General features: G+C 65.8%; 12 protein-coding genes and 1 pseudogene. 5 read left to right on the top strand and 8 right to left on the bottom strand.

Translation table 11 applies throughout. The features are described 5' to 3' along the window. Nucleotides 1-83 precede the first annotated feature (83 nt). Nucleotides 84-650 (top strand): single-stranded DNA-binding protein, encoded by a 567-nt coding sequence (gene ssb, locus KAQ61_RS15885; RefSeq protein WP_045265880.1) that lies wholly within the window; start codon nt 84-86, stop codon nt 648-650. Between the two features lie 53 nt (nt 651-703). Next, a pseudogene (locus KAQ61_RS15880) lies at nt 704-2,175 on the top strand (diguanylate cyclase). Nucleotides 2,176-2,224: 49 nt separating this feature from the next. Here KAQ61_RS15880 and dapB read toward each other — a convergent pair. Beyond that, nucleotides 2,225-3,052 (bottom strand): 4-hydroxy-tetrahydrodipicolinate reductase, encoded by an 828-nt coding sequence (dapB, locus tag KAQ61_RS15875; protein ID WP_045265882.1) that lies wholly within the window; start codon nt 3,050-3,052, stop codon nt 2,225-2,227. Between the two features lie 98 nt (nt 3,053-3,150). Then, entirely contained in the window at nt 3,151-3,696 is a 546-nt protein-coding gene (locus tag KAQ61_RS15870) for an outer membrane protein assembly factor BamE (RefSeq protein WP_045265883.1), read from the bottom strand. 147 nt (nt 3,697-3,843) lie between these two features. Here KAQ61_RS15870 and fur point away from each other — a divergent pair, with 147 nt between their 5' ends. Beyond that, nucleotides 3,844-4,272 carry a ferric iron uptake transcriptional regulator gene (gene fur, locus KAQ61_RS15865; RefSeq protein ID WP_042415857.1) on the top strand — a complete coding sequence of 143 codons (429 nt, stop codon included), beginning with the start codon at nt 3,844-3,846 and terminating at the stop codon, nt 4,270-4,272. 67 nt (nt 4,273-4,339) lie between these two features. On the opposite strand, the gene hprK is transcribed toward fur, so the two are convergent. From hprK to hpf, 3 genes are all read right to left on the bottom strand, one after another. Continuing rightward, entirely contained in the window at nt 4,340-5,305 is a 966-nt protein-coding gene (gene hprK / locus KAQ61_RS15860; RefSeq protein ID WP_042415854.1) for an HPr(Ser) kinase/phosphatase, read from the bottom strand. A gap of 48 nt (nt 5,306-5,353) precedes the next feature. Next, nucleotides 5,354-5,821: a PTS sugar transporter subunit IIA gene (locus KAQ61_RS15855; RefSeq protein WP_042415852.1), complete on the bottom strand. Its 468-nt coding sequence runs from the start codon at nt 5,819-5,821 to the stop codon at nt 5,354-5,356. A gap of 129 nt (nt 5,822-5,950) precedes the next feature. Next, nucleotides 5,951-6,298 carry a ribosome hibernation-promoting factor, HPF/YfiA family gene (hpf, locus tag KAQ61_RS15850; RefSeq protein WP_045265885.1) on the bottom strand — a complete coding sequence of 116 codons (348 nt, stop codon included), beginning with the start codon at nt 6,296-6,298 and terminating at the stop codon, nt 5,951-5,953. A gap of 378 nt (nt 6,299-6,676) precedes the next feature. On the opposite strand from hpf, the gene KAQ61_RS15845 reads away from it, so the two are divergent. Beyond that, entirely contained in the window at nt 6,677-7,597 is a 921-nt protein-coding gene (locus tag KAQ61_RS15845) for a phosphoribosylaminoimidazolesuccinocarboxamide synthase (RefSeq protein WP_210929783.1), read from the top strand. Between the two features lie 193 nt (nt 7,598-7,790). Here KAQ61_RS15845 and holA read toward each other — a convergent pair whose 3' ends face one another. Genes holA through leuS form a run of 3 tightly spaced genes read right to left on the bottom strand, consistent with a single transcriptional unit; the run spans nt 7,791 to nt 12,128 of the window. Further along, nucleotides 7,791-8,855 (bottom strand): DNA polymerase III subunit delta, encoded by a 1,065-nt coding sequence (holA, locus tag KAQ61_RS15840; RefSeq protein WP_210929782.1) that lies wholly within the window; start codon nt 8,853-8,855, stop codon nt 7,791-7,793. 6 nt (nt 8,856-8,861) lie between these two features. After that, the gene (locus KAQ61_RS15835; RefSeq protein WP_210929781.1) at nt 8,862-9,371 is read right to left on the bottom strand and encodes an LPS-assembly lipoprotein LptE; all 510 of its coding nucleotides are present in this window, start codon (nt 9,369-9,371) and stop codon (nt 8,862-8,864) included. A gap of 21 nt (nt 9,372-9,392) precedes the next feature. Beyond that, nucleotides 9,393-12,128, bottom strand: coding sequence for a leucine--tRNA ligase (gene leuS, locus KAQ61_RS15830; protein ID WP_210929780.1), 2,736 nt, complete (start codon nt 12,126-12,128; stop codon nt 9,393-9,395). A gap of 210 nt (nt 12,129-12,338) precedes the next feature. Between leuS and KAQ61_RS15825 the strand changes: the two genes are divergently transcribed. Further along, a complete protein-coding gene (locus KAQ61_RS15825) occupies nt 12,339-13,574 on the top strand; it encodes a mechanosensitive ion channel family protein (RefSeq protein WP_042415842.1) in 1,236 nt (411 codons plus the stop codon). Nucleotides 13,575-13,586: the final 12 nt, after the last annotated feature.

The following is a 13,586-nucleotide window of genomic DNA, read 5'->3' as shown; positions in this document are numbered from 1 at the left end:
ATACCGGGGGGTGCTGCACTCACTGATCTGGCGCGGGAACCTCCCCACTTTTTGCCCGCGCTACTTGCACAAAGGTATTCACCATGGCATCCGTCAACAAGGTCATCATCGTCGGCAACTTGGGGCGCGACCCCGAAATGCGCACCTTCCCCAGCGGGGACCAGGTCGCCAACGTCACCATCGCCACCACCGACCGCTGGCGCGACAAAAACACCGGCGAGAACAAGGAATCCACCGAGTGGCACCGCGTGGTCTTCAACGGCCGCCTGGCCGAGATCGTCGGCCAGTACCTGCGCAAGGGCTCGCAGGTCTATGTGGAAGGCAGCCTGCGCACGCGCAAGTGGACCGACCAGGCCACCGGCCAGGAGCGCTACGCCACCGAAATCCGTGCCGACAGCATGCAGATGCTGGGCAGCCGCCAGGGCATGGGCGGTGGCAACCAGAACCAGGGCTATGGCGATGACGCCGGCTATGGCGACAACGGTGGCTATGAGGCCCAGGCCCCACGCCGCGCGCCAGCGTCCGCACCGCGCCAGGCCGCACCCCAGCAGCGCATGGCACCGCCCGCGGCGGCTCCCGCGCCCATGGCCCCACCGCCCCAGCGCGCGGCTTCCGGCTTTGACGACATGGACGACGACATTCCGTTCTGACCGGCCACAGCCTGATCGCACCACCCGCACGGTTCGCCCGCTGCGGGTTTTTTATGCCCGCAAGCCGGGCTGAGAACTCGGATGCGGGTGCGGGGTTTGTGGGCCCCAGGCGCAGGTTTGGGCAGTTCTGGGCAGACTGCAAGGTTTTGGCTTTGTCTGCCTGTCCCATGCCTTCTTTCTATGCCAAGCAATGGCGTCGCCTGTTGTCGAGTTTTTCCCCGCAGATCCGGTGCTTGGTGGCGGAGATGGCGCAGGCCCACAACCAGGCGCTGGCCGAGCACTTTTATAGCGCCATGCTGGAGGACGAGGCCGCGGCGGGCCTGCTGTCGCACGAACAGGTGCATGCCCGCTTGATGGGGTCCATGCGCCAGTGGATCGCCCAGGTGCTGAGCGCGCAGCCGGAGGATGACCTGGAGCCCCTGGTGCAGCACCAGGTCAAGATCGGTGAAATCCATGCGCGCGTGGACGTGCCCGTGCACCTGGTGCTGCGCGGCGCGCGCCGGCTCAAGGACGGCTGGCACCACCTGCTGGCGCAGCACCATCCCGAGCAGCAGACGCTGGCCAGCCAGATGGTGGCCGCCGTGATCGACCATGCCATGGAGGCGATGTCGCAAGGCTATGCGGTGTCGCGCGACAGCAATTCGCGCACCAAGGAGGCGTACCGCCTGTTCTCCGTGACGCAGAACCTCACGACCGTGCGCGAGCAGCGGCGCGCCGAGTTGCTGGCCTGGGAGAACCAGTGCCTGTACCTGCACGCGCTGGGCGCTGAAAGCCAGCCGTTGAGCAACCTGGCCTCGTCCAATTTCGGGCTTTGGTTCCGCCACAAAGGCGCCGACATCTTCCAGGGCGCCCCGGCCGCGCAGAGCATTCTGGACGCCATCGAACGCATCGACCAGGAGCTGCTGCCGGCCCTGATGCGTGCCAAGGGCGGCGAGGTGGCGCAGCCGCTGCTGCAGCTGCACGAACAGGTCCGCCACATGGCCATGAACCTGGAGGCCTTGTTCACGCAGAACAGCGAACTGGATGCCGGGCGCGACGTGCTGACGCAACTGCTCAACCGCAAGTTCCTGCCCGTGGTGCTGTCCAAGGAAGTGTCCTATGCGCGCAAGAGTGCTGCGGCGTTCAGCGTGCTGACCATCGACATCGACTTCTTCAAGCAGATCAACGACCAGCATGGCCACGAGGGGGGCGACATGGTGCTGCAGCAAATGGCGGCCCTGCTGAGCCACAACATCCGCGGGGGGACTACCTGTTCCGCCTGGGGGGCGAGGAGTTCCTGATGGTGCTGGTCGATACCGGCAGCGAAGGGGCCCAGCGCGTGGCCGAGAAGCTGCGCAAGCAGGTGGAGCAGGCGCGCTTCCAGCTGCCGCGCAACCAGACCCAGGCCGTCACCATCAGCGTGGGGGTGGCGACCTTCGACGGCCATCCCGACTACCAGCGCATCCTGCGCCAAAGCGATGCGGCGCTGTACCGCGCCAAGACCGCCGGCCGCAACCGGGTGCAGGTGGCCGAGCTGGAAGGCTGAGCCCGCCCGCGCAGCCCGGTGCCTGTGGGCCGGGCTGCGGCGGCGGTGTTCAGGCGCGCAGGTTCAGCACGTCGAACATGTCGAACTGGCCCTGCGCTTGGGTGGCCAGGAAGCGCACGGCGCGCAGGCTGCCTTCGGCATAGGTAGCGCGGCTGCTGGATTTGTGCGTGATCTCGATGCGCTCGCCCGTGCCGGCAAACAGCACGGTGTGGTCGCCCACGATGTCCCCGCCACGCACGGTCGCAAACCCGATGGTGTTTTCCTTGCGCTCCCCGGTGTGGCCAAAGCGCTCGTAGACAGCGCGGTCTTCCAGCTTGGTGCCCTGGGCTTCGGCAATCACTTCACCCATCTTGATGGCGGTGCCCGAGGGTGCATCCACCTTGTGCTTGTGGTGGGCTTCGACGATCTCGATGTCGTAGCCGGTATCCAGTGCCTTGGCGGCCATCTCCAGCAGCTTCAGGGTGACGTTGACGCCCACGCTCATGTTGGGCGCCAGCATGATGGCGGTCTTTTGCGCGTAGGCAGCAATCTGGGCCTTTTGCGCATCGCTGAAACCGGTGGTGCCAATCACCACCTTGACGCCCAGCTCGGCGCACACGGCCAGGTGCTCCAGGGTCCCTTCGGGGCGGGTGAAGTCGATCAGGAAATCGGCCTTGGACAGTGCACTGCGCAGGTCGCTTTCGATCAGCGCACCGCTGCTCTGGCCCAGAAAGGCGGCGGCATCGCTGCCCAGGGCCGGGCTGCCGGGCAGGTCCAGGGCCGCAGTCAGCATGCAGTCTTTGCTGTTCTGGATGGCCTCTACCAGCATGCGGCCCATGCGGCCAGATGCGCCTGCGACGGCGATGCGCAGGCGAGGGGTCGAAGAGGTGGCGGTCATAGCAATCCTGTCAGTGTGTCGAACGTGCAAAGCCGCTCCAGCGCCTGAGGCACCGAGCGGCCCGTGTGCAGCATGCCAAGGCGCATGTGCAGAGAAATTCAGTTGGCTTCCAGCGGGGGGTAGCTGCGCTGGGGTTGCGCGGTGTCGCGGGCGACAGCGTCCGTAGCCTTGGGCTTGGCGGCCGGGAACTTGGCCAGCTGCTCTTCGGAAGCCTGCAGGTTGGGCACCTTCAGTTTGCCGGTGGGCTTGCCCAGGGTGGCCACGAATTCGGATTCCGAGGGCATTTCATCGCCTTCGGCCCGCACGAAGCGCTCGCCTTCGAAGAAGACGTTCAGCTTGCGGTTCTGGGCTTCCACCCCCTGGCGCTGGATGGTGAACACATAGTCCCAGCGGTCGGCGTGAAAAACGCTAGTGACCAGGGGCGTGCCCAGGATTTCACGCACCTGCTGGCGGCTCATGCCAGGCTGCAGGGCCTGCACCTGTTCGCGCGAGACGAAATTGCCTTGCACCACTTCCACCTTATAGGGGGTGATGGAGCTCATGGCATTGCGGGTGGTTTCACTCACGCTGCTACATGCGGCCAGCAGCGAGACGAGAGACAGGGTCAGCGCCACCCGGAGGCGACAACGGGCGTGTACATGCATGGGTAATAAGCCAAGGATATGATCTGGCCCATTGTAGCGGCAGGTGCTGTCGGGGCTGGCGCGCAATTGCGCACCCGGTTTTGGGCCGTTTTGTTGTCAGGGGCAAGCTGTCGTAAGCTTGTGCCGCAACCCACTTTCAATTACGCCATGAAGAACATCGACGACCTCAAAAGCACAGGCCTGAAAGCGACGCTGCCGCGCCTGAAGATCTTGGAGATTTTCCAGGGTGGCAAGCAACGCCATATGACGGCCGAAGACGTGTTTCGCGTCCTGCTCGATGAGCGTTCGGACATTGGTCTGGCGACGGTCTACCGCGTGCTGACCCAGTTCGAGCAGGCCGGCATTTTGCTGCGCAGCAATTTCGAAAGTGGCAAGGCGGTGTACGAGCTCAACGAGGGCCAGCACCACGACCATTTCGTCTGCACGGCGTGCGGCAAGGTGGAGGAGTTCTATGACCCCGAGATCGAGAAGCGCCAGCAGATGATCGCCGACCGCATGGGCTGGAGCATCCAGGATCACTCCATGTCGCTGTACGGCCAGTGTGCCGACTGCACGACCAAGGTGGGCAAGCGCTGAGCGCCGGCACGGCGAGCGTGCCCTGCTGCTGACCAGGCATCCTCGGGATGCCTTTTTTTATGCCGCCTTACTGGGCGCCGCGGCCCATGTCGCGCTCCATCGCCTTGCGGTGACGCTCGACAAATTCCTGGTAGGTGTCGATGCCCCGCAGCTGCAGGATGCTGTTGCGCACGGCGGCTTCCACCAGCACCGCAATGTTGCGACCCGCGGTCACGGGAATCACCACCTTGCGCACCGGGATACCCAGCACGTCCTGGGTCAGGGGCTCCTGGGGCAGGCGTTCGTACTCGCGCTCCATGGTTTCCTTGCGCACCAGGTGCACGATGAGCTTGAGGCGCATCTTGCGGCGCACGGCGGTCTCGCCAAAGATGGCGCGGATGTCCAGCAGGCCGATGCCGCGCACTTCCAGCAGGTTCTGCAGCAGCTCGGGGCACTTGCCCTCGATGGTCGTCTGGTTGATGCGGTACAGGTCGACGGCATCGTCGGCGACCAGGCCGTTGCCCCGGGTGATCAGCTCCAGGCCCAGCTCGCTCTTGCCCAGGCCGGACTCGCCGGTGATCATCACACCCATGCCCAGGATGTCCATGAACACGCCGTGCATGGTGGTGCGGTCGGCAAAGTGCTTGGACAGGTAGGCGCGCAGCACGTCGATGACGAAGGCTGAGGCTTCGCGCGTGGCGAACATGGGGATTTGTGCCTGTTCGCACATGGTCAGCAGGGCGGGGGGCGCTGCTTGCCCGTCGGCCAGCACCAGCACCGGGGGCTCCAGCTTGACGATGCGCGCAATCCGCCGGGCACAGTCTTCGGGGGTGGCGTTCTGCAGGTAGGCCACTTCGCGTTCCCCCAGCACCTGCAGGCGGTAGGGGTGGATGTAGTTCAGGTAGCCGACCAGATCGGCGCCGGAGCGCGCGGAGCGCACGGCCATCTCATCGAAGCGGCGTTCCGAGGCGCCCAGGCCGGCCAGCCATTCCCAACGCAGCGTGGTACGAAAAGCTTCGAAGAGCCGGTTGGCGTTGATGGCTTTGTGGCGCATGGCGGGGGCAGTGAAACCTTGCCGGCCCTCGCAGCAGGCAAGGTGGGGTTAGTTGGCAGCGGCGGATTGCCAGGTGGCAATCAGTTCGTGCAGGACCAGGGCGTCGTTGGCGCTCTTGAGCGACTCGCGCAGGCCGCTGTCGCTCAGCAGCTCGGCAATTTCCGACAGGATTTCCAGGTGCTGCTGGGTGGCGGCTTCGGGCACCAGCAGAAAGATCAGCAGCTGTACCGGTTGCTCATCGGGGGCGTCGAAGCCGATGGCGCGGGCCAACTGGAACACCGCGGCCATCGGGGCCTTCAGGCCCTTGATGCGGCCGTGGGGGATGGCGACGCCATGGCCCAGTCCGGTGGAGCCCAGACGCTCCCGGGCGAACAGGCTGTCCGTGATCAGCGCGCGCGACAGGCCGTGCAGTCCTTCAAACAAAAGACCGGCTTCTTCAAAAGCGCGTTTTTTGCTGGTGGCATCAACGCTCACAAGCACTTGAGCGGGCGACAGGATGGAAGCTAGACGGTTCATGTTGGGAGGAATTATGCATCGCCCGGACCCAGAATGCTGGCTGGTGCGCCGGAGCAAAAAGGCCGCCAGCTGGCGGCCTGTCAGGGCAGACTTTACCCAAATCTGCGTTCAAGCAAAAGACAAGGTGCTTTAAGGGGCCGCGAAGGCCGCCACGGCGTGTTTGGTCGGGGTGCAGCGCCAGCCCTTGGTGCGGGTCTTGTGGCTGAGAACCAGTCGGTCCAGCTTGTCGGCCAGTTCGTCGATCGCGGCGTACAGGTCAAAGTGCTTGCTGCCGGCGTGCAGGGCGTTGCCCTTGACGAGGATGCTGCACTCGGCGCGCTGGCGCCCGTCCTTTTGCGCTTCGTTGTGCGTGGACAGCAGCACCTTCACGTGGATCACCTGGTCCACGTGGCGCAGCACGCGGTCCAGTTTAGCGAGAACATAAGCCCGCAAGGCGGGGCTGACATCCAGATGGTGGCCGCTGATGGTCAAGTTCATAAATCAACCTCCTGTGCTTTCAGGGTGGCAAAGCTGGGGGCCGCACACCAGGGGTGCGGCTGGGGGCGGTTGAATGCGCATTCGTCGCTTGCGAACCACTATGCGCCTGTTGACCGGGGTGTGCAAGCGCATGCTGGGGTGGCACGCGGGGAAATGGCCGCCCGGCAGACGGGGGGCGCAAATGAGCGCAAAATGGGGCGTTTTTGCTGAGGTCTGCTGGGCGTGTGCGCCGCTGCGCAGGATCGGCATCGACATTGACGCAACCAGGTGCGCTGCGTGCGCCAGCGTCTGGCCCCGCCCTAAAATCCTGGCCTGCAGCACGGCCTGCCCGGCACGGCGACTTTGCCTAGTTTCGAATTCCTTTTGTCTGCCTTCTCCATGACACAGCCCACGACTTCTGCCCTGCACACTTCCAACATCACGTCCCTGCCGCTGCTGGCGCGCGGCAAGGTGCGTGACAACTACGCCGTGGGGGATGACCGCATCCTGATGGTGGCTTCGGACCGTCTGTCGGCCTTCGACGTGATCATGGGCGAACCCATCCCCGGCAAGGGCGTGCTGCTGACGCAGATGGCACTGTTCTGGTTCGACAAGCTGGGCCACATCTGCCCCAACCACCTGACCGGCGAAGCGCCCGAGTCCGTGGTCAAGCCCGAGGAAGTCAAGCAGGTCGAAGGCCGCTCCATGCTGGTGAAGCGCCTCAAGCCGGTGCTGATCGAGGCCGTGGTGCGCGGCTATCTGGCCGGCAGCGGCTGGCAGGAATACAAGGCGTCGCAGTCGGTCTGTGGCGTGCCCCTGCCCGCCGGCCTGACCAACGCTGCCAAGCTGCCCGAGCCCATCTACACCCCGGCCGCCAAGGCCGAGATGGGTGACCACGACGAAAACATCACCTACGAGCGCACCGTGGAAATGGTGGGCGAGCAGCTGGCCGCCCAGATCCGCGACACCGCCATCCGCATTTACAAGGAAGCGGCCGAGATCGCGCTGACCAAGGGCATGATCATTGCCGACACCAAGTTCGAATTCGGCCTGACCGAAGACGGCACCCTGGTGCTGATGGACGAGGTGCTGACCCCCGACAGCTCGCGCTACTGGCCCGTGGAAGGCTACGAGGACGCGCTGGCCCAGGGCGAGAACCCACCCAGCTACGACAAGCAGTTTGTGCGCGACTGGCTGGAGCAGGCCAAGGTCAACGGCAAGCTGTGGGACAAGACGGCCCCCGCGCCGCGTCTGCCCCAGGAGGTGATCGAGAAGACCGCCGCCAAGTACCGTGAAGCCCTGCAGCGCCTGATGGCCTGAGCAGGCGCCGCACGCCGCTGAAAAGAGAGCGGTTGGCGCTCGTCAGTAGTGGTTTAGAGGCTGAAAAACCTCTGAAAGGCTTGCTGGGCTTGCGCAGGCAGCTCCTGGTTGGTGCAACCCTGCGCAGTCCGCAGTCCGCAGTCCGCAGTCCGCAGTCCGCAGTCCGCAGTCCGCAGTCCGCAGTCCTAAGCTCTCAGCGGCGTGCGGGGGCGGCCTGCAGGGCGCTGGCCATGTCCATGGCCAGCTTGCGCAGGGCCTGCCAGCTGTCGCGTGGCCAGCCGTCGGCGGGCAGGCCCTTGACGATGCCGTCGACCAGGTGGGCCGAGTGCAGCAGGCGCACAGCGGCATTGGGCGTGAGGCGGGGCACCACGCGCTCGAACAGCTTTTCCTTGGCGCCCCAGATGCGCAGGCCGCGCAGCACCATGGGCAGGGGCTGGCCGCCGGCCAGCGCGTCCTTGGCGCGCTTGAGGTTGCGGATGTCCTCGGCCAGCGTCCAGTGCACCAGCACCTCGGCCGTGCCCTCGGCCTGTAGGCCGTCCAGCATGCGCATGGCGCGCGGCAGGTTGCCGGACAGCACGGCCTCGGACAGCTTGAAGACGTCGTAGCGCGCCACGTTCAGCACGGCCTGTTCGACCACCTCGTAGCTCAGCTCACCCTCAGGCTGCAGCAGGCCCAGCTTCTGGATCTCCTGGTGCGCGGCCAGCAGGTTGCCTTCCACGCGGTCGGCGAAGAACTGCAGGGTGCGCTGGCCCGCCTCGCCCGAGGCCACGCGTTGGCCCTGCTGGGCCAGGCGCTGCGCAATCCAGGTGGGCAGGGCGGCGCGCTCGATGGGGTCGATGGCCACGGTCACGCCGTTGGCCTCCAGCGCGGCGAACCAGGCGCCCTTCTTGGTCTGGGCGTCCAGGCGCGGCAGGGTGACCAGGGTCAGCGTGTGCTCGTCCTGGGCGGCGTGGGCGGCCAGCTGCTGCAGGGCGGCGCCGCCGTCCTTGCCGGGCTTGCCCGAGGGGATGCGCAGCTCCACCAGCTGCTTGTCGGCAAACAGGCTCAGCGATCCACCGGCGGCCAGCACCGCACTCCAGTCGAAATGCGCCCCCTGCACGGTGTGCACGCTGCGTTCGGTGTGGCCGGCTGCGCGCGCGGCGGCACGGATGGCGTCGGCCGCCTCCTGCTGCTGCAGCGGTTCGTCGCCGTACAGGGTGTACAAAGGCCGCAGACCCTTGTGCAGGTGTGCGGCCAGCTGGTTCAGTGCCAGTTGCATGGGGGCTTATTCCGCCGGGGGGTGGGCGGCGGCCAGGCGGCGCAGCAGCTGCTGCGCCATGTCGGCGTACATGTTGCGGTACAGGGCGGCTTCTTCCTCGTCCTTGGCCAGGGCCAGGGATTCGCTGTAGCTCATGTCGCGCTTCTGGTGGATTTCCGCGTCCTCGATCCAGACGCGGCCGTCGCGGTCGACCAGCTTGAAGCGGCCGGTCAGGCGCAGCTCCACCTCGCGCACCTGGCCGGACACGGTCTTGGCCAGCACCACGCGCTGGCGGGTCTCGCCCAGCAGGTGCAGGGTGGCCTCGGCCGTGTCGGGCTTGGCGGGCGGCAGCACCACGGTCAGGTTGCCACCGGCCGTGGCCAGGTTGCGCAGCACTTCACGGGTGAAGGGCGAGCCCGCCGGGGCCTGCACATACAGCGATTTGAAGGGGAAGGACGGCGCGCCACGCAGGCGAAAGCCGCAGGCGCTGACCACAGGGGCCAGCACCATCAGGGAAAGCAGCGTACGTTTGCGCATGGCGTGCATCCTCAGGCGTCGTCAGACGACGATGTTGACCAGACGGCCGGGCACCACGATCACCTTCTTGGGGGTGGCACCGTTGATGAACTTCTGGGCTTCTTCGTGGGCCAGGGCGGTGGCTTCGATCAGGGCCTTGTCGGCGGCGGCGGGCACGCGGATCGCGCCGCGCAGCTTGCCGTTGACCTGCAGCACCAGCTCCAGCTCGTCCTGCACCAGGGCCGAGGCATCCACCTGGGGCCAGGCCGCGTCCAGCAGGTCGCCCTGCTTGTTGGCGTAGCCCAGCTCGTTCCACAGCACATGGGTGATGTGCGGTGTGGCGGGGTAGAGCACGCGCAGCAGGATGCCAAAGCCTTCGATGGCAGCGATCTGGCCGTCGGCGCTGTCCAGGCCCTTGAAGCCTTCCAGCGCGTTGATCATCTTCATCGCGCCCGAGACCACGGTGTTGTACTGCATGCGCTGGTAGTCGTAGTCGACCTGCTTGAGCACGGTGTGCATTTCCAGGCGCAGCGCCTTGGCGTCCTTGCCGAACTGCACCTGGGACAGGTCGGACAGACCGTCGGTGGCGGCTTCGGCGGCGGCGTAGTTGCCGGCCAGCAGCTTGGCGCCGAAGTTGTAGACGCGGCGCAGGAAGCGGTAGCTGCCTTCCACGGCGGCGTCGTTCCACTCCAGCGTCAGCTCGGGCGGTGCGGTGAACATGGTGTACAGGCGCGCGGTGTCGGCGCCGTACTTCTCGATCAGCTCCTGCGGGTCGATGCCGTTGTTCTTGGACTTGGACATGGTGCCCACGCCCTCGTAGGCGATGGCCGTGCCCACGGGCAGCAGGCCGTCGGCGCTGTCGACTTCGGTCTTCAGCTTGGCACCGATGATCTTGCCGGTCTCGTCGTGGACATGCTCGACGTCCTTGGGCCAGAAGTATTCCTTGGCGCCCTTGGCCGTGCGGCGGCTGTAGATGTGGTTCAGCACCATGCCCTGGGTCAGCAGCTTGGTGAAGGGCTCATCAATCTTGACCAGGCCCAGGTCGCGCATGACCTTGGTCCAGAAGCGTGCGTACAGCAGGTGCAGGATGGCGTGCTCCACGCCGCCGATGTACTGGTCCATGCCGCTGCCGCCGGTAGCGGCATTCTGGTCGCGCATCCAGTATTCGGCGCCGGCGCCAACCATAGCTTCGCCGTTCTTGGCGTCGCAATAGCGCATGAAGTACCACGAGCTATCCACGAAGGTGTCCATGGTGTCGGTTTCACGGCGCGCTGGCTTGCCGCAGCAGGGGCAGACCACGCCAGCATGGAAGGCTTCGCTCTTGACCAGCGGATTGCCCGAGCCATCGGGTACTAGGTCTTCGGGCAGCACCACGGGCAGGTCCTTCTCGGGCACGGGCTGGGCGCCGCAGTCGGCACAGTGGATGATGGGGATGGGCGTGCCCCAGTAGCGCTGGCGGCTGATGCCCCAGTCGCGCAGGCGCCAGGTGGTCTTCTTCTCGCCCAGGCCCTTGGCGGCGACCAGCTCGGCCACCTGGTCCACGGCCTGGGTGTGGGCCAGGCCATCCAGCACGCCGGAGTTCACGCAGACGCACTTTTGCTTGTCGCCGTACCACTCCTGCCAGGCGTCGGTGGAGAAGGTTTCACCGTCCACCGCCACCACCTGCTGGATGGGTAGGTCGTATTTCTTGGCGAACGCAAAGTCGCGTTCGTCATGGGCAGGCACGCCCATCACGGCGCCGTCGCCATAGCTCATCAGCACATAGTTGCCGACCCACACTTCCACTTGCGCGCCGGTCAGCGGGTGCGTGACGAACAGGCCCGTGGGCATGCCTTCTTTTTCCTTGACCGCCAGCTCGGCTTCGGTCGTGCCGCCCTTTTTGCATTCTTCGATGAAGGCAGCCAGTTCGGGCTTGTCGGCGGCGGCGTGCAGGGCCAGCGGGTGCTCGGGCGCCACGGCGCAGAAGGTCACGCCCATGATGGTGTCGGCGCGCGTGGTGAAGACGTACAGCTTGCCGCCCTGGATGGGCTGGCCGTCGGCGCCCTGGATGTCGTGCGTGAACGCAAAGCGCACGCCGGCCGACTTGCCGATCCAGTTTTCCTGCATCAGGCGCACCTTGTCGGGCCAGCCTGTCAGCGTGGCCTTGTCGTTGCCGACCTGCACGTGGTCCAGCAGCTCTTGTGCATAGTCGGTGATGGCCAGGTAGTAGCCGGGGATCTCGCGCTTTTCCACCAGGGCGCCGGTGCGCCAGCCGCGGCCGTCGATGACCTGCTCGTTGGCCAACACGGTCTGGTCCACCGGGTCCCAGTTCACCACCTGGGTCTTGCGGTAGGCGATGCCCTTGTCCAGCATCTTCAGGAACAGCCACTGGTTCCACTTGTAGTACTCGGGGTCGCAGGTGGCGATCTCGCGGCTCCAGTCGATGGCCAGGCCCATGGACTGCATCTGCTTCTTCATGTACGCGATGTTGTCGTACGTCCACTGGGCCGGTGGCACCTTGTTCTTTAGCGCGGCGTTCTCAGCGGGCAGACCGAAGGCATCCCAGCCCATGGGCATCAAGACGTTGTAGCCCTGCATGCGCAGCTGGCGCGTGAGCATGTCGTTGATGGTGTAGTTGCGCACGTGGCCCATGTGCAGCTTGCCGCTGGGGTAGGGCAGCATGGAGCAGGCATAGAACTTTTTCTTGTTGCTGTCCTCTACGACACGGTAGGCATCGCGGGCGGCCCAATGGTCGTGCGCCGCGCGTTCGACCTCGGTGTGGTTGTATTTGTCTTGCATGAGCTGGTAGATCGGTTGTGCAGTCAAAATACTGCTTTCTCTGGATTTTAGGCGCTAGGACGGTTCCCTTGGCGCGCGAACGGGCGACCCTTTCGGTGCGGTTTGCCTGCAGATCCCCTTCTCTGACTGACTTTTTCTGACATTCGTTTGGACTGGTGCCAAACGCAGGTGTGTGCCGTGGATTTGACTGCTGTTGCTTTGTATGCCGGGATGGAGCCGTGGGCCCAGGCCTGTACCGGCCTGGTGTTGCTGGCCCTGCTGGCCCTGGTGTCGCGTTTCGTGGTGCAGGGCGTGCTGCTGCATTTCGTGCGTCTGTGGCGCCGGGCGATGCCGGCCATGGGCTGGGCGCCGATCCTGCTGCACGACCATGTGCTGGTGCGCCTGGCCAAGATCGTGCCCTCCGTGGTGGTGCAGCTGGGCATCCACTGGGTGCAGCACCTGCCGCCCAACGCGACCAAGGCGATCGGCAACCTGGCGACGGCGCTGACCGTGTACCACGTGGTGCGCGTGGTGGCCACGCTGCTGGGCGAGATCAACGATGCCCACGACCGCCACGACGGCCCCAAGGCCACGCAGACCCATTCCATCAAGAGCTATGTGCAGCTGGCCAAGCTGGTGGCCTACATCGTGGGCGCGCTGCTGATCGCGGCGGCCATCATGGACCGCTCGCCGCTGCTGCTGCTGTCGGGCCTGGGCGCCATGTCGGCGGTGCTGATGCTGGTGTTCAAGGACACCATCCTGTCCTTCGTGGCCGGGGTGCAGATCGCCTCCAACGACATGATGCGCGTGGGCGACTGGATCGAGATGCCCCAGGCCGGTGCCGACGGCTTCGTGGTGGACATCGCGCTGAACACCGTCAAGGTGCAGAACTGGGACAAGACCATCACCACCATCCCCACCTGGCGGCTGATGACCGAGAGCTTCAAGAACTGGCGCGGCATGTTCCAGTCCGGCGGGCGCCGCATCATGCGTTCGCTGCTGGTGGATGCTGCCACCGTGCACCTGCTGACCCCGGCCGAGCGCCAGAACCTGGCGCGCATCCGCCTGCTGGATGGTTTCTGGAGCGAGCGCGAGGGCCTGCTGGCGCAGGACGGCCAGGGCGGGGTGCTGCCCCCGCAGGCCGCCGTGGCGCCGGACATGGTGACCAACCTGGCCGCCTTCAAGGCCTATGCCTACGCCTACCTGCAGGCCCACCCCGGCATCTCCAAGGCGCCCGGCATGTTCATGCTGGTGCGCACGCTGGAGCCCACGGCCACCGGCGTGCCGCTGCAGCTGTTTTGCTACACCGCCACCACCGTGTGGGTGGAGTACGAGGGCATCCAGGGCGATGTCATCGACCACCTGATCGGCGTGCTGCCGCAGTTTGGCCTGGCCCTGTACCAGCGCTCGTCCGACCAGGGCAGCCGCCAGATCGCCCAGGCGCTGGCCCACGGCGAGCATGCCTAAGCCCGCGCGCGC

Source organism: Comamonas aquatica (assembly GCF_018064205.1).
In the GTDB taxonomy this organism is placed as follows: Bacteria; Pseudomonadota; Gammaproteobacteria; order Burkholderiales; family Burkholderiaceae_C; genus Comamonas; species Comamonas aquatica.
The sequence above is the reverse complement of the archived record's forward strand: the minus strand, read 5'-3'. Positions and strand labels throughout refer to the sequence as shown.